Annotated in this window: 19 protein-coding genes; 11 read left to right on the top strand and 8 right to left on the bottom strand. The window is 54.4% G+C overall.

Going from position 1 to position 20,339, the window contains the following annotated elements:
* Nucleotides 1–14 precede the first annotated feature (14 nt).
* The gene (locus tag IM294_RS01320; protein ID WP_126817996.1) at nt 15–1,745 is read right to left on the bottom strand and encodes a SulP family inorganic anion transporter; all 1,731 of its coding nucleotides are present in this window, start codon (nt 1,743–1,745) and stop codon (nt 15–17) included.
* 233 nt (nt 1,746–1,978) lie between these two features.
* Nucleotides 1,979–2,815 (bottom strand): MipA/OmpV family protein, encoded by an 837-nt coding sequence (locus IM294_RS01315; protein WP_193360291.1) that lies wholly within the window; start codon nt 2,813–2,815, stop codon nt 1,979–1,981.
* Nucleotides 2,816–3,018: 203 nt separating this feature from the next.
* Between IM294_RS01315 and IM294_RS01310 the strand changes: the two genes are divergently transcribed.
* The 3 genes from IM294_RS01310 (at nt 3,019) to IM294_RS01300 (ending at nt 5,701) form a co-directional block, all read left to right on the top strand.
* Nucleotides 3,019–3,696 (top strand): response regulator, encoded by a 678-nt coding sequence (locus tag IM294_RS01310; protein ID WP_126817994.1) that lies wholly within the window; start codon nt 3,019–3,021, stop codon nt 3,694–3,696.
* Nucleotides 3,696–5,084: a HAMP domain-containing sensor histidine kinase gene (locus tag IM294_RS01305; protein WP_126817993.1), complete on the top strand. Its 1,389-nt coding sequence runs from the start codon at nt 3,696–3,698 to the stop codon at nt 5,082–5,084. The genes IM294_RS01310 and IM294_RS01305 overlap by 1 nt, the downstream gene beginning before the upstream one ends.
* Nucleotides 5,085–5,221: 137 nt before the next feature.
* Nucleotides 5,222–5,701, top strand: a complete 480-nt coding sequence (locus IM294_RS01300) for an Rrf2 family transcriptional regulator (RefSeq protein WP_126817992.1) — start codon at nt 5,222–5,224, stop codon at nt 5,699–5,701.
* Between the two features lie 59 nt (nt 5,702–5,760).
* On the opposite strand, the gene oqxB is transcribed toward IM294_RS01300, so the two are convergent.
* Nucleotides 5,761–8,913, bottom strand: a complete 3,153-nt coding sequence (gene oqxB, locus IM294_RS01295; protein ID WP_028012992.1) for a multidrug efflux RND transporter permease subunit OqxB — start codon at nt 8,911–8,913, stop codon at nt 5,761–5,763.
* 24 nt (nt 8,914–8,937) lie between these two features.
* Nucleotides 8,938–10,113 (bottom strand): efflux RND transporter periplasmic adaptor subunit, encoded by a 1,176-nt coding sequence (locus IM294_RS01290; RefSeq protein ID WP_028012991.1) that lies wholly within the window; start codon nt 10,111–10,113, stop codon nt 8,938–8,940.
* Between the two features lie 333 nt (nt 10,114–10,446).
* Here IM294_RS01290 and IM294_RS01285 point away from each other — a divergent pair, with 333 nt between their 5' ends.
* Entirely contained in the window at nt 10,447–10,800 is a 354-nt protein-coding gene (locus IM294_RS01285; RefSeq protein WP_028012990.1) for a helix-turn-helix domain-containing protein, read from the top strand.
* Between the two features lie 69 nt (nt 10,801–10,869).
* Nucleotides 10,870–11,160 carry a YebG family protein gene (locus IM294_RS01280; protein WP_028012989.1) on the top strand — a complete coding sequence of 97 codons (291 nt, stop codon included), beginning with the start codon at nt 10,870–10,872 and terminating at the stop codon, nt 11,158–11,160.
* Between the two features lie 63 nt (nt 11,161–11,223).
* Here the strand turns inward: IM294_RS01280 and catA are convergent, their stop codons facing one another.
* Nucleotides 11,224–11,889 carry a type A chloramphenicol O-acetyltransferase gene (gene catA / locus IM294_RS01275; RefSeq protein ID WP_126817991.1) on the bottom strand — a complete coding sequence of 222 codons (666 nt, stop codon included), beginning with the start codon at nt 11,887–11,889 and terminating at the stop codon, nt 11,224–11,226.
* 251 nt (nt 11,890–12,140) lie between these two features.
* On the opposite strand from catA, the gene IM294_RS01270 reads away from it, so the two are divergent.
* From IM294_RS01270 to osmV, 6 genes are all read left to right on the top strand, one after another.
* Nucleotides 12,141–12,764 carry a glutathione S-transferase family protein gene (locus IM294_RS01270; protein ID WP_028012987.1) on the top strand — a complete coding sequence of 208 codons (624 nt, stop codon included), beginning with the start codon at nt 12,141–12,143 and terminating at the stop codon, nt 12,762–12,764.
* A 155-nt stretch (nt 12,765–12,919) separates the two neighbouring features.
* The gene (locus IM294_RS01265) at nt 12,920–13,657 is read left to right on the top strand and encodes a YoaK family protein (RefSeq protein ID WP_126817990.1); all 738 of its coding nucleotides are present in this window, start codon (nt 12,920–12,922) and stop codon (nt 13,655–13,657) included.
* A 277-nt stretch (nt 13,658–13,934) separates the two neighbouring features.
* A complete protein-coding gene (gene osmY / locus IM294_RS01260; protein WP_028012985.1) occupies nt 13,935–14,645 on the top strand; it encodes an osmoprotectant ABC transporter permease OsmY in 711 nt (236 codons plus the stop codon).
* Between the two features lie 18 nt (nt 14,646–14,663).
* Complete coding sequence (gene osmX / locus IM294_RS01255; RefSeq protein WP_041910236.1) at nt 14,664–15,563, top strand: osmoprotectant ABC transporter substrate-binding protein OsmX; 900 nt, start codon at nt 14,664–14,666, stop codon at nt 15,561–15,563.
* 8 nt (nt 15,564–15,571) lie between these two features.
* The gene (osmW, locus tag IM294_RS01250) at nt 15,572–16,219 is read left to right on the top strand and encodes an osmoprotectant ABC transporter permease OsmW (RefSeq protein ID WP_049137936.1); all 648 of its coding nucleotides are present in this window, start codon (nt 15,572–15,574) and stop codon (nt 16,217–16,219) included.
* On the top strand, nt 16,219–17,367 hold the full coding sequence (osmV, locus tag IM294_RS01245; protein ID WP_045631630.1) for an osmoprotectant ABC transporter ATP-binding protein OsmV: 1,149 nt from the start codon (nt 16,219–16,221) through the stop codon (nt 17,365–17,367). Before osmW ends, osmV begins: the two co-directional genes overlap by 1 nt.
* Before the next feature lie 179 nt (nt 17,368–17,546).
* On the opposite strand, the gene IM294_RS01240 is transcribed toward osmV, so the two are convergent.
* The 3 genes from IM294_RS01240 to IM294_RS01230 all read right to left on the bottom strand — a co-directional run bounded on the left by IM294_RS01240 (nt 17,547) and on the right by IM294_RS01230 (nt 20,314).
* A complete protein-coding gene (locus IM294_RS01240; protein WP_126817989.1) occupies nt 17,547–17,801 on the bottom strand; it encodes a hypothetical protein in 255 nt (84 codons plus the stop codon).
* A 351-nt stretch (nt 17,802–18,152) separates the two neighbouring features.
* Nucleotides 18,153–18,620 (bottom strand): DUF6392 family protein, encoded by a 468-nt coding sequence (locus IM294_RS01235; protein WP_126817988.1) that lies wholly within the window; start codon nt 18,618–18,620, stop codon nt 18,153–18,155.
* On the bottom strand, nt 18,617–20,314 hold the full coding sequence (locus IM294_RS01230) for an S-type pyocin domain-containing protein (protein ID WP_193360290.1): 1,698 nt from the start codon (nt 20,312–20,314) through the stop codon (nt 18,617–18,619). The genes IM294_RS01235 and IM294_RS01230 overlap by 4 nt, the downstream gene beginning before the upstream one ends.
* Between the last annotated feature and the right edge of the window lie 25 nt (nt 20,315–20,339).

The raw sequence follows: 20,339 nt of genomic DNA, 5'->3' as shown, positions 1-20,339 counted from the left end.
TGGCGAGCAAGCCTTTAACCAGGGTTTGGTTGTGCATCACCACCTGATTCACTCACACTCTCTTTGCTTTGAATGAACCGGAGTGCCAAATAGAGGTCTGGCGCCAGAATCATGTCATCATCATTCATCGTTGGCCGACTTTCTTTAAACCAACGTGTTAATTCCGTTTTCCTGCCCGCAAGGATTAACACAATCTGTCGGGCTTTCAGGTCACGCTTTAACTCATTAATGATTGCCAGGACACTGATATCTGAATAGGTGAAGCAAGCCACGGCATCAATAACCACCCATTTAGGTTGTAATGCTGCACCATCAACCAGGTTCAATACCCGACGTTTAAAATAAGCCACATTAAAATAGGTCAACGGTGAGTTAAATCGATACATCAGCACGCCCGGGACCATTTTAATATCAGTTGTATTCCCTAATGAGTGGATCATTCCATTTTCGTCAGTCCCGAGTAAGTGCTCAGAGGGACGAAATACCGTACGCAGGAACTGTAACAGGCCAAGCAACACCGCAAGGCCGATCCCCTGAATTACACCGATGATTAAAACACAGCCAAACGTAAAGAAGGCCAGGCGAAATGCCTGTTTATTTCTTCGCCTCAGGTTCCATAACCCGCGCAAATCAATTAATGACCACGATGCATACATTAGAACAATACCTAATGCAGATACCGGAATAAATTGTAATGGCTGCGTGAAAAATACCACCACTAAACCTATCAGTAAGGCCGCGACTATGGAAACCAGCTGACTTTTCCCCCCAACGGAATCATTAACCGCGGTCCGGGAATCGGCTCCACTGATGGCAAATCCCTGAGATAGCCCAGACATAATGTTCGCAATACCCAGTGCCCGGAACTCTGCATCAGCATTAATTTCATAGCCATTTTTCGCGGCGAAACTGCGGGCGGTCAGCATCAGGCTGACAAAACTCACTAAAGCCAGGTTCAGCGCCGGGATCACTAATTCTCGCATCGGACCGGGCTGGAACGCCCCCCAGTTAACGACGGGTAAACCAGGCTGGAAGCCATCCCCCCCAATCGTGGCAATACCATACTGTTGCGCAGATGTTCCCCATACCAGTATCGTTGTTATCACAATGGCAATCAGAGGTGCTGGCCAGTGGCTGCGATACGTTTTGATAACCATTAAAATAATTAACGTTAAAAGTGATATCCCTATTGTTAATACATGGCTATCTAAAAGTCGGCCTGGCAAGGCCAGTATTTTCTCAATAACCTGCGCTTCATCGAGCTTGATCCCCAAAACCTTGCCTAATTGCCCGACAATAATCGTCACGGCTACGCCATTAAGCAACCCTGTAAGAATGGGATGAGAAAGGAGATCGGCAAGTGCACCCAGATGAAATTTACTGGCAAGCAGGCACCACCCGCCCATCATCAATGTCATGACGATCGTCAGTTGCCAGTGCAGTTCAGGATTGCCTGCAGAAAGAGGAAACACGACGGCTGCAATCACGGCGCAGGTCGTTGCATCAGGGCCAACAATAAGCTGACGTGAAGAACCAAACAGTGCATAAGCTATCATCGGTAAAACGCAGGAATAGAGCCCCACTATTGCCCCAACACCCGCCAATTCAGCATAAGCAATCGCAACGGGTAGCGCTACAGCCGCAACGGATAATCCAGCTTTAACATCATGTTTTAGCCAGCTTTTATCGTAGGCTAACAAATTTTGTAACCCTGGCATGTACTTTAACAATAATTTTCCGAGCACTTTATTCTCCGGACAGGGATGATAGCCACGTAATATTGGCACACTTCTCAGTGAGGTTATGGTTTCCAAATGCTCCGGAGTCAGGTCGATGCCTATCAGTTCTTAATAAAACGTCAGTCAACTCATTATTCTGACTACTGTTAAACATCATTTAAAAACTACCGCCCCATCATCTTTCCGGGGCGGCTCAAATTCGTCGCTATTGCGCGCTCATATCTATAAGCAACCCGCAATCAGAAACTGTACGTCACCTTCAGGCTTCCCGTTGGCGACGTTTTACGTTGCACGATCGGGCTATCACCCGCATCCCCCATCAGCTGCGTTACGCCCGCGGAGGTGAGAACGCTCCAGCGCGAGGTGAGCCTGTAGGTCCAGTCAAGGTTCATCGACCAGGCGTAAATTCCCGCTCCGGCGTCATGTCGGGCAAATCCTGATGCGGCGGACTGGGCAGCATTAACCCCATAGTACGTTTGCATGTACTTGCCGGAACCCCAACTGCCCGTCAGCCCCAGCGTCACCGCATTTTTCGACGATGTGTAGAGCGGGCTGGAAATGCCGAAATGCACTGCCTCACCGTTGTCTCTCTCAGAAACCGGGATCTCAGCCTGCAGCTGCAGATTGAGCCAGTCGGTCACCTTATACCCCAGACCCGGCACCACGATAGCGGAACCTTTGATATCGCCCATCCCCCGCAGGTAGTCGCTGCCGGAGCTGATCGAATCACTGCTCACGTCTTTATCTTTACGGCCTGTTCGGTAGCTCACTGCGGCGTTGTAATCCAGGTTGCCAATGTTGTTTCCGTAACCGATACCCCGCGTAGTGCTGATAAAGAAACCATTTGCCATGGAATAATCTACTACCTGAGCTGCCGAGACCCGGCTTTTATCCGAACCCGAGTAGCGTGGCGCGATGTCCACGCCTCCCCCCAGGGTTAAGACATTGCCCTGTTTCTGCTCTGCCGCCAGTACCGGGGTTGCCAGTAACGCCAGAATAACGCCCGGCACGATGTTTTTCAGTCTGCGGCTCGGAAGTAAATAAGGGAAAGTATGACGCAGTTCGATGTTACTCATTGAAGAAGTCCTTTGGATTCAAATGATTGCAATGCCAGCGGTTTACACGCCAGAGCACTCATTCTGAATACTCACCCTGAGGTTCTTATGAGCCGAAAATGAAGAAACGCTGAAGCGCGTGCGGGCGCTGTCAACCGGACGGATTTCCTGTTACCGTTTTTTTCTTAAGTTGTTCTTCATTCACTGTTGATACAGTTACCAATGTGAAAATCTTACTAATCGAAGACGACCTGGATCTCGGCAATGGCGTACGTATCGCCCTCTCAGATCAAGGATTTGATGTCATATGGGTTCGCCGTAAAGAGGATGCGCTGCATCAGCTTGAGGTCGGCGTGCCGGAACTTATTCTGCTCGACCTGGGGCTGCCCGACGGCGACGGCATGAGCCTGATGACGCGTTTGCGCCAGCAGCTTAAGGGGATCCCCGTCATCATCCTGACGGCGCGAGGCACCCTGCAGGATCGCCTGGGCGGGCTGGATGCTGGCGCAGACGACTATCTTGTCAAACCCTTCGTTCTCGCCGAACTGCTGGCGCGAGTCAGAGCCCTTGCGCGACGCAGCTACGGTTTTGAAAATGAAGCGATAGAAATCAGGAGCTTATCGCTTCATATCCCGACGCGTCGCGTAACGGTGAACGCGCGTCACGTTGAGTTGACGGCCAGTGAATATGCGCTGCTTGAAACGTTGATGCTGCGCGCTGACCGGGTGATCACGCGGCGGTTCCTGGAAGAGAGGATATTTGGCGCGAAGGAAAATCTCAGCAATGCGCTCGACGTGCATATGGGGAATTTGCGGCGAAAAATTGGTGACGGCTATGTACGAACGGTGCGGGGCGTCGGGTATGTCATTGATACCGTCGCTATCCAGAAGGTGACAGATTAATGCGAAATGTCTGGCACCAACTGAGGCGCCCAACGCTGGTACGGCGAATTATCATCGCCCAGATGCTGCTGCTTACCCTGCTGTGGTGTCTTTTTTTAACCTTTATTTTATTGGAAGACCTGCGTAGCCCTCCGATACTCACGGGAAGTAAGACTTACGAAACCATTTTTACTCTGGTTGATCTCAGTGACGAGCGCCCGCAGGATCGTAATGATGCCCTGGAAGCATTCAGCAAAGCGTTGCGGGAAGGCTATGGCGGCGGTGAAGATCCGGAGCTGTCGATAAACCTGATCGTTCGCGAAAACAACGCGGTTATTTTCTCTTCTGATGGTGCACCTACGGGGGTAAAAAACACCAGACTGGGCGAAATGCAGCGCGTTCAGAGTGAAGGTCACGCCTGGACGAGCCGCACGCTTAAATCCCCCCACTCCAACGTGGAGGTTACCCTTTTCACCCCTGCCGGAAGCTGGAACTTCTTTATCTACCTGAACTCGCGGGGCTACTACATTATGCCGCTGCTGGTGTGCATTCCTTTTCTTCTGTTTCCTGCGTGGCTGTCAATCCGCATTGCGATGCGCCCCTGGAGCAAGGTGGTTAATGAGATCTCATTACGTTCGCCTGACGATCTCTCCCCTTTAAAGGCTGTTCCCGGGCATAAGGAACTCCGCCAGATGGTGGACGCGATCAATGACTTTCTTGCCAGAGTGCGGGAAAGCGCGGAACGCGAACGGGTTTTCATTGCGGACGCCGCGCACGAGCTGCGTACGCCGCTGGCCGCGATGCGCATCAACGTGGAGGCGCTGCAGTCCTGGGTGAGCAGCGAGAGCCAGCGGCAGCTGCTTGCAGGGATTGTGCGCAGCAATAGCCGGGCGGCCCGTCTCGTCAACCAGCTGCTGCTGATGATGCACAGTGAAGCGCGCATTGACACCGCGATGGAGCCCGTGCCGCTAACCTCGCTCATACAAGAGCGGATGGCTGCGCTGGAGCCGCTAGCGTCCGGGCGCAAGATTGAGCTGGAATTCTTCGCTGAGGATGAGATTTGGATCGCTGGCGTCAGGGAGCGTCTGATGTCGCTTATAGACAATCTCATTGAAAACGCCGTGAAGTACAGTCCTGAGGGCGGGCGGATTCAGGTAGAGGTACGCTCAGCAGATAAATCAGCCCAGCTACGCGTCTCCGATCGGGGGCCGGGTATCCCGGTTGAATTGCGCGAGCGCGTATTCGACCGGTTTTTCCGCGATCCCAATCAGCTGCAAAGCGGGAGCGGACTGGGGCTTGCCATTGTCAAAGCCGTTGCACAGCAACACGGCAGCAGCGTAAACCTGAGTACTTCCGCAGAAGGTGGCCTGCTGGTGACGGTTGACTTCCCGAACCGCACATATAGCTAAACCGGAACAGGGTGTTTGATCGCAAATGCCGCAGATTGCTTCAAAAAAATTACCGTATTTGTTATATTGTTGTTTATTGCTTATTCACCTCTGCGGTGCCAAAAAGAACAAGATTCACCGCAACCCAGGAAAGAGAAATGTTAGATTACCGCTTCCCGACAGCTTTGCAGATGGTTCTCAGCGTAGCGATGGCGGAGCAACTAGGTGAACGTTCGACGAGTGCGATTCTGGCCTACGGCCTGGAAGCCAACCCGAGCTTTATCCGCAAATTGATGGTTCCACTCACGCGTGACGGCATTATCGTCTCAACGCTTGGCCGCAACGGCTCAATTCATCTTGGACGTCCGCCGGAAGAGATTACCCTGCGCGATATCTACCTTTCAGTCACCGAAGACAAAAAACTCTGGGCGTCGCGCCCGGACGTGCCGGCCCGCTGCGTGGTCAGCGCGAACGCCTGCTGGTACTTCAAATCTATTTCCGAAGAAGCAGAGCAGGCCTCGCTCGCGGTATTAGCGCGCCACACCGTGGCAAGCGCGCTGGAAGAGGTCAAAAAAGCCGATACCAGCGGGTGCGATCCTTTACCTGAACTGATTGCCCAGTACAAAAAAGCCCAGTAATTTACGCAAAAAAAAACCGCCCTCATAATGAGTGCGGTTTTTTGTTATCTGCGATATCCCTACGCAGGCAGAACCTCTCTTTCCACTTTGCCGCGCGTCACGAACTTACGCAGCGTCACGTAAAAGACCGGCGTCAGGAACAGACCAAACAGCGTCACGCCCAGCATCCCGGAGAAGACCGTAATCCCGGTGACGCCGCGCACTTCTGCGCCCGCGCCGTGGCCGAGGATCAGCGGAATGGTCCCGGCGATAAAGGCGATGGATGTCATTACAATCGGACGTAAACGCAGGCGGCACGCTTCCAGCGCTGCTTCCATGATGCCTTTACCCTGAATTTCCAGCTCGCGGGCAAACTCCACGATAAGAATCGCGTTTTTACAGGCCAGCCCCATCAGCACCACCAGCCCCACCTGCACGAAGACGTTGTTATCGCCCCCGGTCAGCCAGACGCCAAACAGCGCGGAAAGCATGGTCATCGGAACGATGAGGATCACCGCCAGCGGCAGCGTCCAGCTCTCATACAGCGCCGCCAGCACCAGGAACGCCAGCAGTACCGCGACCGGGAAGACGATCAGCGCCGTATTACCCTGCGTGGCCTGCTGGAAGCTCAGATCCGTCCATTCAATGTTCATTCCGTTCGGCAGGATCTGCTTAGACATCGCGTCCAGCTGCGTCATCGCCTGCGCGGACGAGAGTACGCGCGGGTCGGCATCGCCAATCAGATCCGCCGCCGGGTAGCCATTATAGCGGATTACCGGATCCGGCCCGTAGGTGGTCGTGATTTTCACCATACTGCCAATCGGCACCATTTCGCCCTGGCTATTCCGGGTGCGTAAATTCGCAATATCTTCCACGCTGTCGCGGAACTGCCCGTCTGCCTGCGCCATCACGCGCCAGGTGCGCCCGAACTGGTTGAAGTCGTTCACGTACGACGAGCCCAGATAGGTTTGCAGCGTACCGAATAGATCGGTCAGCGACACGCCCTGCGCTTTCGCCTTATCGCGGTCAACCTGCACGTCCAGCTGCGGAACGTTAGCCTGATAGGTTGAGATCGGGAAGTGCATTCCCGGCGTCTGCATAATCGCACCGGACATGGTGTTCACCGCGTTTTGCAGCGCGCCATAGCCCAGACCCGCGCGATCCTGAATATACAGCGAGTAGCCTGACCCCTGACCCAGCCCCAGAATCGGCGGCGGCAGAATGGAGAAACCAAAGCCCTGCTGGATTTGCGCGATTTTCGCGTTGATCTCCGCGTTAATTTCCGCCGCAGAGTGCTTGCGCTGGTCAAACGGCTTCAGGCCAAAAAACACCGTCCCGGTATTCGGCGTGTTGGTAAACTGCAGCGCGTTCAGCCCCGGGAAAGCCACCGCGTAGTCCACGCCTTCGGTATTCATGCCGATTTCGCTCATTTTGCGGATCACCGCGTCGGTGCGCGCCAGCGACGAGCCTTCCGGCATCTTCACGCCGCCAATCAGGTAGAGCTTATCCTGTGTCGGAATAAACCCGCCGGGTACCGCTTTAAACATGACGCCCGCGGCACACAGCAGCAGCAGATACACCACAAACACCGCGCCGCGTCGGCCAAGCGTTTTGCCCACCAGCCCCTGATAGCCGTTAGAGCTACGATGGAAAAAGCGGTTAAACGGACGGAAAATCCAGCCGAACAGGCGATCGATAAGCCGGGTCGGGAAGTCTTTCGGCGCGCCGTGCGGTTTTAACAGCAGCGCAGCCAGCGCCGGAGAGAGCGTTAGCGAGTTGATGGCGGAGATCACCGTGGAAATCGCTATCGTCACCGCAAACTGCTTGTAGAACTGACCGGTTACGCCGGAGAGGAACGCCATCGGCACGAACACCGCGCACAACACCAGCGCAATTGCGATAATGGGCCCGGAGACTTCACGCATCGCCTGATGCGCCGCCGCAAGCGGCGCAAGCCCCTCTTCAATGTTTCGCTCGACGTTTTCCACCACCACGATGGCATCGTCCACCACGATACCAATCGCCAGCACCAGCCCGAATAAACTCAGGGTGTTAAGCGAAAAGCCCAGCAGATAGAGAATGCTGAACGTCCCCACCACCGACACCGGCACCGCGATCAGCGGAATGATCGACGCGCGCCAGGTTTGCAGGAACAGGATCACCACCAGTACAACCAGCACCACCGCTTCCAGCAGGGTTTGCACCACCGCACGGATGGAGTCGCGCACGAAAACCGTCGGATCGTAAGGTGCCGCCCACTTCATATCTTCCGGGAAACGGGTGGACAGCTCGTCCATTTTGGCGCGCACCGCGTTAGACAAATCGATGGCGTTCGCCCCCGGTGACTGGAAGATACCAATCCCGACCGCGTCTTTATTGTTAAGCTGGGAACGCAGCGCATAGCTGCCGGAACCCATTTCGATACGCGCCACGTCGCGCAGGCGGACGACCGAACCGTCCTCCGACGTTTTCAGGACAATGTTGCCAAACTCTTCTTCGGTATGCAGACGACCCTGGGCGTTAATGGAGATCAGGAAATCGCTCTCTTTCGGCAGCGGCTCGGCGCCAAGCTGCCCGGCAGAGACCTGCACGTTCTGCTCCTGCATTGCCGTGACCACGTCCGAGGCGGTCAGCCCGCGGGCTGCGACCTTGTTCGGATCCAGCCAGATGCGCATCGCGTATTCACCGGAGCCGAAAATCTGAATCTGGCCGACGCCGGGCAGACGCGCCAGCTCGTCCTTCACCTTCAGCGTGGCGTAGTTGCGCATATACAGTGAATCGTACTTGCCGTTGGGCGAGAACAGATGCACCACCAGCGTCAGCGTTGGCGACTGCTTCTGCGTCGTGATGCCCAGGCGCCGCACGTCTTCCGGCAGACGCGCCTCGGCCTGCGCGACGCGGTTTTGCACCTGCACCTGCGCCTGATCCGGATCGGTACCCGGACGGAACGTGACGGTAGTAACCAGCACGCCGTCCGAGCCGGCAACGGATTTCATGTACATCATGTTCTCGACGCCGTTGATCGCCTCTTCCAGCGGCGTCGCCACGGTCTCGGCAATCACTTTCGGGTTGGCGCCCGGATACTCCGCGCGCACCTGTACGCTTGGCGGTACGACGTCAGGATATTCACTCACCGGCAGAAGCGGGATGGCGATTAATCCTGTGATAAAAATCAGAATCGACAGTACGGCAGCGAAAATCGGCCTGTCGATGAAAAAGCGGGAAAAGTCCATGGGAAGGATTCTCAGGTCAAGTGATCAGTTGAGGGCGGTGCTGGCGGTCATGGCGACGGTTTTCGCGTTCACCGGCATACCCGGCATGAACACTTTCTGTAGACCGTCAACGATGACCTTATCGCCAGGTTTCAGCCCCTGCTGCACGATGCGTAAACCGTCGGCCAGACGCCCCGGCGTAATATCGCGACGCTGCGCTTTACCCTCTTTATCCACGATATAGACATACTTGCGATCCTGGTCAGTCAGTACCGCTTTGTCGTCAATAAGCATGGCCTGGAATTCCGCGCTGCCCGGCAGGCGCACGCGGGCAAAGAGTCCCGGCGTGAACTGACGCTGCGCGTTATCCAGCAGCGCGCGCATGCGGATCGTACCGGTACTCGGCGTGAGCTGATTATCAAGGAAATCCACTTTACCCTGATGGGGGTAGCCCTCCTCGCCGGCAAGGCCGATCTCAACCGGTAGCGCCGTATGGTGGCTGGACGCCCCCTGCCCGTTGCGGGCGAGATTTTGATAGTGAAGATAGGTTGACTCATCCACGTCAAAGTAGACGTAAACCGTCTTCTGCGAGACCAGGGTGGTGAGCACGCTGGCGCTGTCGCCCGCGGAGACCAGATTGCCGCTGGTGATTAACGCCCGGCTGGCGCGGCCATCAATAGGAGCCGTCACTTTGGTGAAGTCGAGATTCAGCTGCGCGGCGTCTACCGCAGCCTGGGCCGCGCGAATATCGGCCTGTGCCTGAATGGCGGCCGAACGACGCTGCTCCCACTCTTCACGGGATACCAGGTTGGTATTAATGAGTTTATCGGTACGGTTTGCCTCGCTTCGCGCCAGGCTGGCCTGCGTTTTGGCTCTCTCCAGCGTCGCCTGCGCCTGCTCCAGCGCGGCGCGATAGGTTCGGTCATCAATCGTGAACAGCACCTCGCCCTTTTTCACCTCCTGGCCGTCGGTGAAATTCACTTTGTCGATGTAGCCAGAGACACGGGGACGAAGCTGCACGCTTTCCACGGCTTCAATCCGGCCGTTAAAGCTATCCCACTGGCTAATGGATTTCACAACCACGTCTGCAGCATTAACGGCGGGCGCGGGCGGCGCGGCGTTTTGCGCGACGCTGTCATCACATCCGACGAGCAGCACGGAGAGCATCATCGCTCCCAGCGCATTCAGATGATAGTTTCCCCAGGTTTTTTGCAGGCTCATTATTTTTATTCCGGTAATTGTAGCCGCCGGGCAAGACGCAGCGGGAGGTGCCGCGCCACTTCCTTTGTCCGGGCTGGCTTAAGGCCATTTGTGTCGTTCATCGCCACAAAACTGTAACAGTTTCGAATACACTATCGCGGCGATTGTAGGAATGCGCCTAACTAAGTGCAAGAATAATTGTTGCACTTTATGTGCTATTTGAGGCGGCGATAAAAGGCCCGTTTCGGGCAAGGATTTAAATGCAACAATAAAACTTGCAATTATCGTGAAACCAGGCCACCTTAAAATGCAACAGACAAAGATACCTTTCTATCGCTGCGTGGGGGAAACCTGATGAACACTGGCGCATTTATGCATGATTTACTCGACTGGATTGATAACAACCTCGACAGTCGCCTGGACATTGAGACCGTCTCCAGGCGCTCCGGCTACTCGAAATGGCACCTCCAGCGCCTGTTTAAAGAGCACACGGGCTATCCCCTCGCCGGCTATATTCGCGCGCAAAAGCTGCAAAAATCGGTTGAGCGCTTAGCCCACAGCGATGAGCCCATCCTGAACGTGGCAATCGCGCTCGGGTTTGACTCTCAGCAGTCGTTCAACCGCAGCTTTAAGCGCCAATTCGGTCAGGCACCTGGCGCATGGCGACGCAGTATCGGCGGCCGTGAAACGCAGCCGATGCACCAGTAGCTCACTTTTTACTGCAACATCATCCCGAAGCTGTTATACTGTATATAAATACAGTATGAGAGGTGCGTGATGGCTGTTGAAATAAAATATGTTGTCGTAAGAAAAGGTGAAGAGAAAATGACATTTGCCAGTAAGAAAGAGGCTGACGCTCACGACAAGCTGCTCGATATGGCAGACGCGTTCACCGACTGGCTGTTGCAAAGCGGAATGCAGATGGATGAAACGCAGGCTGAAAATCTTGGTCTGTATCTCGCCGAGCAGAAAGAGACCGTGCAGCATATTCTGCGCACCAGCAAGCTCCCTGCTCTCGATGCCCCTGCGGCTGACAGTAAAAAAATCAGAGCGGTAAAAGCTGCCTGATTGCCACATCGTCACCGAGCCTGACGCCGCAAGCAGCATGCTGCTTGCGGCTTTTTATTAACGTCACGCGCCGGATTGCGGCAAGGCATCAATCATCTCTTGTAGTTCATTGTACAGTCTTGCCACATGGAAACCATCGCACACGGAATGATGAACCTGAACGGCAAGGGGCATTAATACTTTGCCATCTTGTTCATAGTATTTTCCAAGCGTAAACATAGGGGCAAAAAAGTTCTTCATGTGCGCAACGTTGACGTTAAAGCTGGTAAAACTCACCCAGGGAATACCCGATATGAAAAAGATATTTTCCCGGGATTCGTCCTTAGGCCAATAAGAAAAATTATTACCGTAGCGCGCAACGTCTTCAGCATAGGTCTTCTGGAAGTGCTGAATATTGCCATCATAATGGCTCCATAATGATGAAAAGGTCTCTGTTTCATTATGGAAAATGGTATAATTTGGATGAACTTCGTTCCATATAATAAGCTCATTGTCTTTCATGGCCATACGGAACTCCGGATGACTGTTGACGATTTTCGAAATGAGAAAAATAATAGTCGGGTAAAATTTCCAGCCGACCGCTTTGATATGTTTTAACAGCGCAGTAATATCGATTAAAACCGTCTGGTTAAACGTCGACTGAGCGAACCCCTGAAAAATCTCAAAATGTTCCTTCCTTGCCCAACGAGATAAGTCAACGGACGTATATTCAGGGGTTATTTTTTCCATTTCTAAGCCTTTAATGAGCAAGCATATCTCTGAGGTTAGCCTAAATTTTTTCCAGGCATTAAGCAAGCAGGCGCCTCTGGAGAAAACGGCGCGGAATAACCGCCATTACGCACCCTGAAAACGTAACGTTTCCGCTTAAAACGCGCTGACCTGCCCGTACAGCGCACTCCTCACTCAATATTATCCCTCCCTCTTCGCGCAAAGGGTGTATTGTTTTTAAATGATTAATCCCCCTGAAGAGAAACGGCGTCATGATTAACATCCTCGGTAAAACCACCTCCATCAACGTTCGTAAAGTGCTCTGGACCTGTGAAGAAGCGGGCATCCCTTACCTGCAGGAAGACTACGGCAGCGGTTTTGCCTCAACAGAAACGGATGACTTCCGCGCGCTGAACCCCAACGCCATGGTGCCGGTGCTGATGGATGACGATTTCGTGCTGTGGGAGTCCAACGCCATCTGCCGCTATCTGGTGCGCAAGGCCGGACGTCACGATCTGCTGCCTGCAGAGCCGCAGGCCTGCGCCAACGTTGAGCGCTGGATGGACTGGCAGGCAACTGAATTCAATAACGCCTGGCGCTATGTCTTCCCGGCGCTGGGACGAAAAAACCCGGACTTTAACGACCCTGCGCGCATTGCGGCGGGAATAAAAGAGTGGAACCACTGCATCACCATTCTGGAAAACCAGCTGCAGCGCACCGGGGCCTTTGCGGCGGGCGAGACGTTTACCCTTGCGGACGTGGTGCTTGGGCTGTCGGTGAATCGCTGGAAGATGACGCCGTTTGACAAGCCCGACGTGCCGGCGATTGAGGCCTGGTATGAGCGCCTCAACCAGCGCCCGGCGTTTTTGCGTCACGGCAATAACGGCATGATATAAATTATTTACGCCCACACCTTGAGTAAGGATATTTTATTTAATTACTAAACCCTGATTGGCGTCAGAGGGAATAATAATTAAGCCATATCCTGGACAGCCCGTTGCACCGCTTTGCTAGCCTGACTATTCAGGCAAAGCTCAACTCGGAGGTATTCTTGCTGATTAGACTCAAGAAAGAACGAACGCATAAGGAGGATCGTCGGCTTGCCCTCTGGCTGGCGACCTCGGCAGGTTTGCTTAACGCCATCGCCCTTGGGGCATTTGGCTTTTTCCCCTCTCACATGACCGGCAATACCTCACAATTATCCAGCGAAGTCTCCTCCACCGATCTGAGCGATATGATTTTCTTTGGCTCGATTATTCTCTCTTTTGTCACCGGCTCCATCCTTGCTCGTCTTATTGTACTCTGGGGCATTATCCACAATATCAGGCTGGTTTTTTGCCAAATCCTTTTCGTCGAGGGAATACTATTGACCGGCATCTCTCTCTACGAGATGTATTTCCACGCCCTCACGAGCAACCGCGAGATTATTATTTTTCTGTGCGGCCTGATGGGCATTCATAATTCAACCTCCACGCAGCTCTCCGGAGGGCGGGTGAGATCGACGCACATTACCGGCACGCTAACGGATGCAGGCATATCACTGGCCTCCGTGCTGGTGGCGATGCTACGCAGGGATTACTCGAAGGATACCGCGGCACAAAAAAGTCAGCTGAAAACTCACTTAACCACCATTTTCTCGTTTATGAGCGGAGGGATTGCTGGGCTGCTGTTGTTCAGATGGATTGGGTTTAACGCCATGCTGGCGCTTGGGCTGCTGCTCGCGATTGTTGCCATTTTTTCTATCATTAGCATCTCGGTTCGCGTTCGCCGGGTTCGTGCCTCTATCTAAATAACGAACGACTCTCGGCGTAAGGGCGCCTTCTGATATGTGACACTGTCACTATTGAAAATTCGCTTTAGGACTATTCTGCCCGGCACGCAACCAGCCCTTACGCCATAAGGCTTTAATTAAGGTTGTCACTAATTTCATAGGGTTACTGATTTCCCCCCTTCGCTGGAACCCTTCCCAAACGCTTGCTATAGGTCAATTACCCCTGCCGAAACATGGCATAACAACAGGCAACCGGTGGTTGCTATAACGCATGCGCACAGGGAGACACACCGCAATGCACCCATTACTCAAACGCTCGCTGCTATTTGTCGGCGCCATTCTCGTGGTCCTCGCCCTCCTCGTCTGGGGAATCGGGCTTGAGACAATCAAGGCGCGTCAGGTTGACCTGGTCTACCTCGGGCAACAGCACATGATTCTGGTTTTCTCGTCGATGTTTTTTGCCCTGCTGGTGGGCATTCCGGCCGGTATTCTGCTGAGCCGTCCGGCCGCGCGGGGCGTCGCCGAATACGTGATGCAAATCTTTAATGTCGGCAACACCCTGCCGCCCCTGGCCGTGCTGGCGCTGGCGATGGTGGTGATTGGTATCGGCGATACGCCCGCCATCATCGCCCTGTTCCTCGCCTCGCTGCTGCCGATTGTGCGCAATACCTACGCCGGGCTGTGCTCGGTCCCGTCGTCGCTGCTGGAAGCGGCAAACGGGATTGGGATGACCAAATGGCAGCGCCTGTGCCAGGTTGAGCTGCCCAACGCCTGGCCGGTTATGCTCTCGGGGATCCGCATCGCCACCGCCATTAACGTCGGTACCGCGCCGCTGGCGTTCCTGATTGGCGCCAGCAGCTACGGCGAGCTGATTTTCCCGGGCATTTACCTGAACGATTTCCCAACCCTGATCCTCGGCGCGGCGGCCACCGCCCTGTTCGCCCTGATCCTCGACACCCTGCTGGCGGCGCTGGGTCGCGTGATGAGTCCCCATCTCGCTCGATAACAATAACAAGGAGCTTTTATGAGACTGATATCCAGCCTTGCGGCGCTGTGTGCCGCGGCGCTGTTCACCGGCCAGGCGATGGCAGCCCCGCTGATTCTGGCGACCAAGAGCTTTACCGAACAGCACATTCTCTCGGCGATGACCGTACAGTACCTGCAAAAGAAAGGTTTTCAGGTTCAGCCAAAAACCAATATCGCCACGGTGATCTCCCGCAACGCGATGATCAACAAGCAGATTGATATGACCTGGGAGTACACCGGCACGTCGCTGATCATCTTCAACCACATCAACAAGCGCATGTCGCCGCAGGAGTCCTGGGAGACGGTGAAGCGCCTGGATGCGAAGCACGGTCTGGTGTGGCTCAAACCCGCCGATATGAACAACACCTACGCTTTCGCCATGCAGCGCAAGCGCGCCGAGGCGGAGCATATCAACACCATGTCGGAGATGGTGGCGAAAATTGAACAGGTTCGCAAAACCAACCCGGACAAAAACTGGCTGCTGGGCTTAGACCTTGAATTTGCCGGGCGCAGCGACGGCATGAAGCCTCTGCAGGAGGCCTATAAGATGGATCTGGACCGTCCGCAAATCCGCCAGATGGACCCGGGTCTGGTCTATAACGCCGTGCGCGACGGCTTCGTCGACGCCGGGCTGGTTTATACCACCGACGGGCGCGTGAAGGGCTTTGATCTCAAAGTGCTGGAAGATGATAAAGGCTTCTTCCCGAGCTACGCGGTCACCCCGGTGGTGCGCAAGGACACCCTGGAGGCCAATCCCGGTCTGGAAGAGGCGCTCAATACCCTCTCGGCCCAGCTCAACAACGACGTTATCACCGAGCTGAACAAGAAGGTGGATATTGACCATCAGTCACCGCAGCAGGTCGCCCGCGATTTCCTGCGTAGCAAACAGCTGCTGTAGGAGGCGCTATGGATACCGTTCACTACATTCTGGACAACTGGGACTATCTGTTAACCCTGACGCTGCAGCATCTGTGGCTGGTGGCGCTGGCCGTGGGCTTAGCGATTATCATCGGCGTCCCGCTGGGCATTTTGATTGTGCGCCACAAGTGGCTGGCGACGCCGGTGCTGGGGATTGCCACCATTGTGTTGACCATCCCGTCCATTGCCCTGTTTGGCCTGATGATCCCGCTGTTTTCGCTGGTCGGTCAGGGGATTGGCGCCCTGCCCGCAATCACGGCGGTGTTTCTCTACTCGCTGCTGCCGATCGTGCGTAACACCCACACGGCGCTCGACAGCCTGCCGCCGGGCCTGCGCGAAGCCGGACGCGGCATCGGCATGACGTTCTGGCAGCGTCTGCGCTGGGTGGAAATTCCGATGGCGCTGCCGGTGATTTTCGGCGGGATCCGCACCGCCGTGGTGATGAACATCGGCGTCATGGCGATTGCCGCCGTGATTGGCGCGGGCGGACTTGGCCTGCTGCTGCTTAACGGCATCGGCGGAAGCGATATTCGTATGTTGATTGCGGGCGCGCTGATGATCTGTCTTTTAGCGATTGTGCTCGACTGGCTGCTGCACCGTCTGCAGGTGGTTCTGACTCCAAAGGGGATTCGATAATGATAAAACTGGAAAACCTCACCAAACAATTTTCACAGAAGCACGGCCAGACCTTTAAGGCCGTCGATAACGTCAACCTGAACGTGCCAGAAGGGGAAATGTGCGTCCTGCTCGGCCCGTCTGGCTGCGGAAAGACCACCACCCTGAAGATGATTAACCGCCTCATCACCCCAAGCAGCGGAAACATCCTGATTAACGGCGAGGACACCAACGGGATGGACACCGTGACCCTGCGCCGCAACATTGGCTATGTGATTCAGCAGATTGGCCTGTTCCCGAACATGACCATTGAAGAGAACATCACCGTCGTGCCGCGCATGCTGGGCTGGGATAAAGCGCGCTGCAAAGCCCGCGCCGAAGAGCTGATGGATATGGTGGCAATGGATCCGCACAAGTTCCTCCACCGTTATCCGCGCGAGATGTCCGGCGGCCAGCAGCAGCGTATTGGCGTTATTCGCGCCCTGGCGGCGGATCCTCCGGTACTGCTAATGGATGAACCCTTCGGCGCGGTGGACCCGATCAACCGTGAGGTGATCCAGAACCAGTTCCTCGAGATGCAGCGCAAGCTGAAAAAAACCGTCATGCTGGTGAGCCACGATATCGACGAAGCCCTGAAGCTCGGGGACCGCATCGCGGTCTTCCGTCAGGGAAAAATCGTCCAGTGTGCCAGCCCGGACGAACTGCTGGCGAAACCGGCGAACGAATTTGTCGGCTCGTTTGTCGGTCAGGACCGCACGCTGAAGCGCCTGCTGCTGGTCTCCGCCGGCGACGTCACCGACCAGCAGCCGACCATTACGGTACGGGGTTCGACTCCGCTCCCGGAAGCCTTTGCAACCATGGATGATAACGATATTCGCGCGATTACCGTGGTTGACGAGCACGGCAAGCCGCTGGGCTTTGTGAAGCGTCGCGAAGCGCGTAACGCCAGCGGGACCTGCGCCGACATCCTGCATCCGTTCCGCATGACCGGCAAAGCCGAAGACAACCTGCGCGTGGTGCTGTCACGCCTGTATGAGAGCAACACCAGCTGGATGCCGATCGTGGATGAGGACGGGCGCTACAACGGCGAGATTTCGCAGGATTATATTGCCGAATACCTGAGCTCAGGGCGTACGCGCCGGGCGCTGAATATTCATAGTGAGAGCTGAGAATTATATTTACTAAGTTTTGAATCCATGCGCGAGACAGGTTCCGTAGGAACTGTGTAGGGAGTTCATTCGGGAAGCCTCATCCCTTTACGTCATCACGCTGAAGAGACAACGTAATTTCTTCCCGGCAATTTCAACCCACCAGCAACAATTCGCTGGTGGGTTGAAGAACCCGGCCCTCATATTTCTCCACCAGAAATTTGCAAGGTCACATCATCTGAATAAAACGTTTTACCTACCAATAATTCAATTTGGTGTGCCTGTTCTTTTGTTAGCTGGTAAACACCAATGCCACGCGCAAACTCCTCTCGGTCATTGGCATTTAACCCTAAAATATTCGCCATTTCAGTAGCTTTTTCAGGTGGGACTTCTATCTCGGAAAGTAAGACTTGCATTTCTTTGCTGTAAACATCAATAGTGTAAACGATATTCATCTTTCAACCTTGCTTGATGGGTCGGCAGGCTTCATCTGCTCGCCTTTTAGCCGCAGCTGCGGCAGCCTGATAATCCACCTCCTCATCGTTACCCTTCCACAACTTACTGCCTCTTTAGTGTCAGTTTTATAAGTGATTATTTCATTGTCCACTAATTTTTTTAGCTCCTGCCCAGATTACGGATCAGTGCTTCTACATTGACGGTCATTCGTATAACCCCACATTACGATTCAATTCGTGAATTTTAACCTTTGCAGCTTCAATCTGACTTTCCCTCGCACCATGCTTTTTTAATGGCGGCTTTATTGCACGCGGGCACAAAAAAGCCCCTCCCGGGGCTTGTGTTGCGCATTACCAGCGAAGCTCTGAGGTTGGCATGAAGGTTACAGACCTCACGCGATCCTCTACGTCATAGTTAATCTGCATGCTCGTAGGAATATCGTGATCCTTTACCTCATAAAGGTCTGTCCAACCATAATCCTTATTCATCACAGTGTAAGGCGGCGCACTTCTTAGCGGCTCACCAAGAGTTTCATTAACCCATTTACGAGACATAGACGCCTGCAAGGGTGCTGGTAGTTCATTAGGAAATGTCCAACTGGAAGCAGGTTCGTGCTGAATTCTGAGTGTGACAGATTTCAAAATCCTCCCCTCTCGCCAAAAAGAAAGAAAAATCCCTTCCTGAGCCATTTCGAGGTTGAGGGTCGGTGTTCCAGAAGATCCCTTTGGAGGAGATTTATACGGAATTAAGTCCTTATCAAGCATATATTGATAAGACTTACCAAGACTATATATCAGCGCTTCAACGTCTATCGTCATTTGTAAAGCCCCGCTTCACTGTTAATTGTATGTATTTTCACCCTTGCTGCTTCGATCTGGATTTCGGTCGCTCCATGCTCTTTCAATGCCGGTTTTATAGCATCCAGATTGCGATCCACTGCTGCCCTGAGGTTCCTTGAGTCAAGATCAATATGTGTAGGCGTATTACGTCCACCATATGTCTCGCTTATTTTTTGATGAATATCTTTCGGGATCACGATGGCTGCAACTTTATCAGTCAGTGCAAATATCTCGTCATCATCTAGCAACGGATAATTAGCTTTTAGATATGCATCAACGGCAGCCCTCGACGGCATGTGATCAGCCTCGTAAATCCCCTGCCGAGAACGGCGTTTGAAGTCACTGTATAACTCAACCTCCAGAAACTCCACCGGCGGTTTGCTCAGGTAAATATAAATCGGCGGCAGGTCAGGGAACGGCAGGATCAGAATGTAATCCGCGAAACGTTTTTCCTCCGGTGCCGGGCTGGTGGTCGCCGTTATGCCGGTGTTATCCGGCAGCGGGTCCACTATCACCGGGTTCGGCAACACTGGCCGCGTCTGGTTGCCGGTATTCCACGGTTTTTCTTCACCTGTCCGATCAGGCGTCCAGACGATGGTGACGCGCGGTTCTTCCTCCGTGGTGAAGGTGTACGCCTGAGCGCTGCTGTCATACTCCATTTTTCTGACGCGAACACTGTCCCGGCCGGGTGGCGTGTGCCAGCCACGCGGGACCGCGTTCCCGCTGCTGTCGTTCTCCCACGTATAGCGCACCCGGCTCGGGGCTTCACGCATCTGCTCCAGGCGCATACGGTCGATAAAATCCTGTTCGCCGTCGTTCAGCCTGCCGGGCATCATTCCCACCAGCAGCCCGGCCACGGATGCACCCGCTCCGGCGGCGGCTGTCTCCCCCAGCCCGGCGGCACCACGTACCGCCCAGGTGCCGTATGTCAGCGCCCTGCCGCTTATCAGCTCCAGCAGGCTTGCGCCTGCCGTGGCCGTCTGTGCACGTGAAGCTGCAACTGCGGCAGCAACGGCGGCCTGATAATCCATCGCCTCATGGTTACCGTTCCACCAGCGATAAAGGGCGCTGCGCTTCTTCGGTTTGGGGATATCGTCTGGCTTTTTCTTTTTTGCGGTCTGTGCGTGCTGCGGTGCGTCTGAATCGGTTGCCGGGTCGCTGGCGGGCATGGCCTGAAAAAAAGCCATATCAGCAAAATTGGTATGTGGCTCGCGCTGGTCACCGGTATCATTACACCCCTCACCGCGCAGGCAGGATTTTGCGAATACCCGGTTGCGTTCCCTTTCCTCCGCCTTGCGTTTTTCTTCGGCTTCCTTTTCTGCTGCCAGCCTGGCAGCGTGTTCCTCTCTGGCAATCTCAACCGGGTCACGTCCCCGTCCCAGCCACTGACCTGCCGGAGCAATCACCCGGTTCGAACCCGGAGGGCAATCACAGTGAACTTCTGAACCGTGAACAGCGGCGGGTACCCCGTGAAATGTCACGCGTTCTTCACCTGATACAATGACGCCCTGTTTCCCGCATTTGGGGCAGGGAGTGGTTTTATCACCTACCCGGAGTATCCTGCGCCCAAATTCGGTGCTGTCCGTTATAGACGCAATACACCTGGCACCGGTAGTCGTTTTATCATTCTCAAGCGCCTGCCCCCGACCATAATTATCGGTACGGTAACCCATGCATTACGCTCCGGTAATTAGTGAG

The sequence above is a fragment of the Enterobacter cloacae complex sp. P43RS genome (assembly GCF_014930585.1).
Classification (GTDB): domain Bacteria; phylum Pseudomonadota; class Gammaproteobacteria; order Enterobacterales; family Enterobacteriaceae; genus Enterobacter; species Enterobacter bugandensis.
Note: the sequence above shows the minus strand (reverse complement) of the source record. Positions and strands in the feature narration are given on the sequence as shown.

What these genes read in the sequence shown, in the direction of transcription:
- IM294_RS01300 (WP_126817992.1), top strand. Translation starts at nt 5,222, where the DNA reads ATGTTAGATTACCGCTTCCCGACAGCTTTGCAGATGGTTCTCAGCGTA.
- IM294_RS01270 (WP_028012987.1), top strand. Translation starts at nt 12,141, where the DNA reads ATGATTAACATCCTCGGTAAAACCACCTCCATCAACGTTCGTAAAGTG.
- osmW (WP_049137936.1), top strand. Translation starts at nt 15,572, where the DNA reads ATGGATACCGTTCACTACATTCTGGACAACTGGGACTATCTGTTAACC.
- osmY (WP_028012985.1), top strand. Translation starts at nt 13,935, where the DNA reads ATGCACCCATTACTCAAACGCTCGCTGCTATTTGTCGGCGCCATTCTC.
- oqxB (WP_028012992.1), bottom strand. Translation starts at nt 8,913, where the DNA reads ATGGACTTTTCCCGCTTTTTCATCGACAGGCCGATTTTCGCTGCCGTA.
- osmV (WP_045631630.1), top strand. Translation starts at nt 16,219, where the DNA reads ATGATAAAACTGGAAAACCTCACCAAACAATTTTCACAGAAGCACGGC.
- IM294_RS01305 (WP_126817993.1), top strand. Translation starts at nt 3,696, where the DNA reads ATGCGAAATGTCTGGCACCAACTGAGGCGCCCAACGCTGGTACGGCGA.
- osmX (WP_041910236.1), top strand. Translation starts at nt 14,664, where the DNA reads ATGAGACTGATATCCAGCCTTGCGGCGCTGTGTGCCGCGGCGCTGTTC.
- IM294_RS01235 (WP_126817988.1), bottom strand. Translation starts at nt 18,620, where the DNA reads ATGACGATAGACGTTGAAGCGCTGATATATAGTCTTGGTAAGTCTTAT.
- catA (WP_126817991.1), bottom strand. Translation starts at nt 11,889, where the DNA reads ATGGAAAAAATAACCCCTGAATATACGTCCGTTGACTTATCTCGTTGG.
- IM294_RS01285 (WP_028012990.1), top strand. Translation starts at nt 10,447, where the DNA reads ATGAACACTGGCGCATTTATGCATGATTTACTCGACTGGATTGATAAC.
- IM294_RS01230 (WP_193360290.1), bottom strand. Translation starts at nt 20,314, where the DNA reads ATGGGTTACCGTACCGATAATTATGGTCGGGGGCAGGCGCTTGAGAAT.
- IM294_RS01280 (WP_028012989.1), top strand. Translation starts at nt 10,870, where the DNA reads ATGGCTGTTGAAATAAAATATGTTGTCGTAAGAAAAGGTGAAGAGAAA.
- IM294_RS01240 (WP_126817989.1), bottom strand. Translation starts at nt 17,801, where the DNA reads ATGAATATCGTTTACACTATTGATGTTTACAGCAAAGAAATGCAAGTC.
- IM294_RS01290 (WP_028012991.1), bottom strand. Translation starts at nt 10,113, where the DNA reads ATGAGCCTGCAAAAAACCTGGGGAAACTATCATCTGAATGCGCTGGGA.
- IM294_RS01315 (WP_193360291.1), bottom strand. Translation starts at nt 2,815, where the DNA reads ATGAGTAACATCGAACTGCGTCATACTTTCCCTTATTTACTTCCGAGC.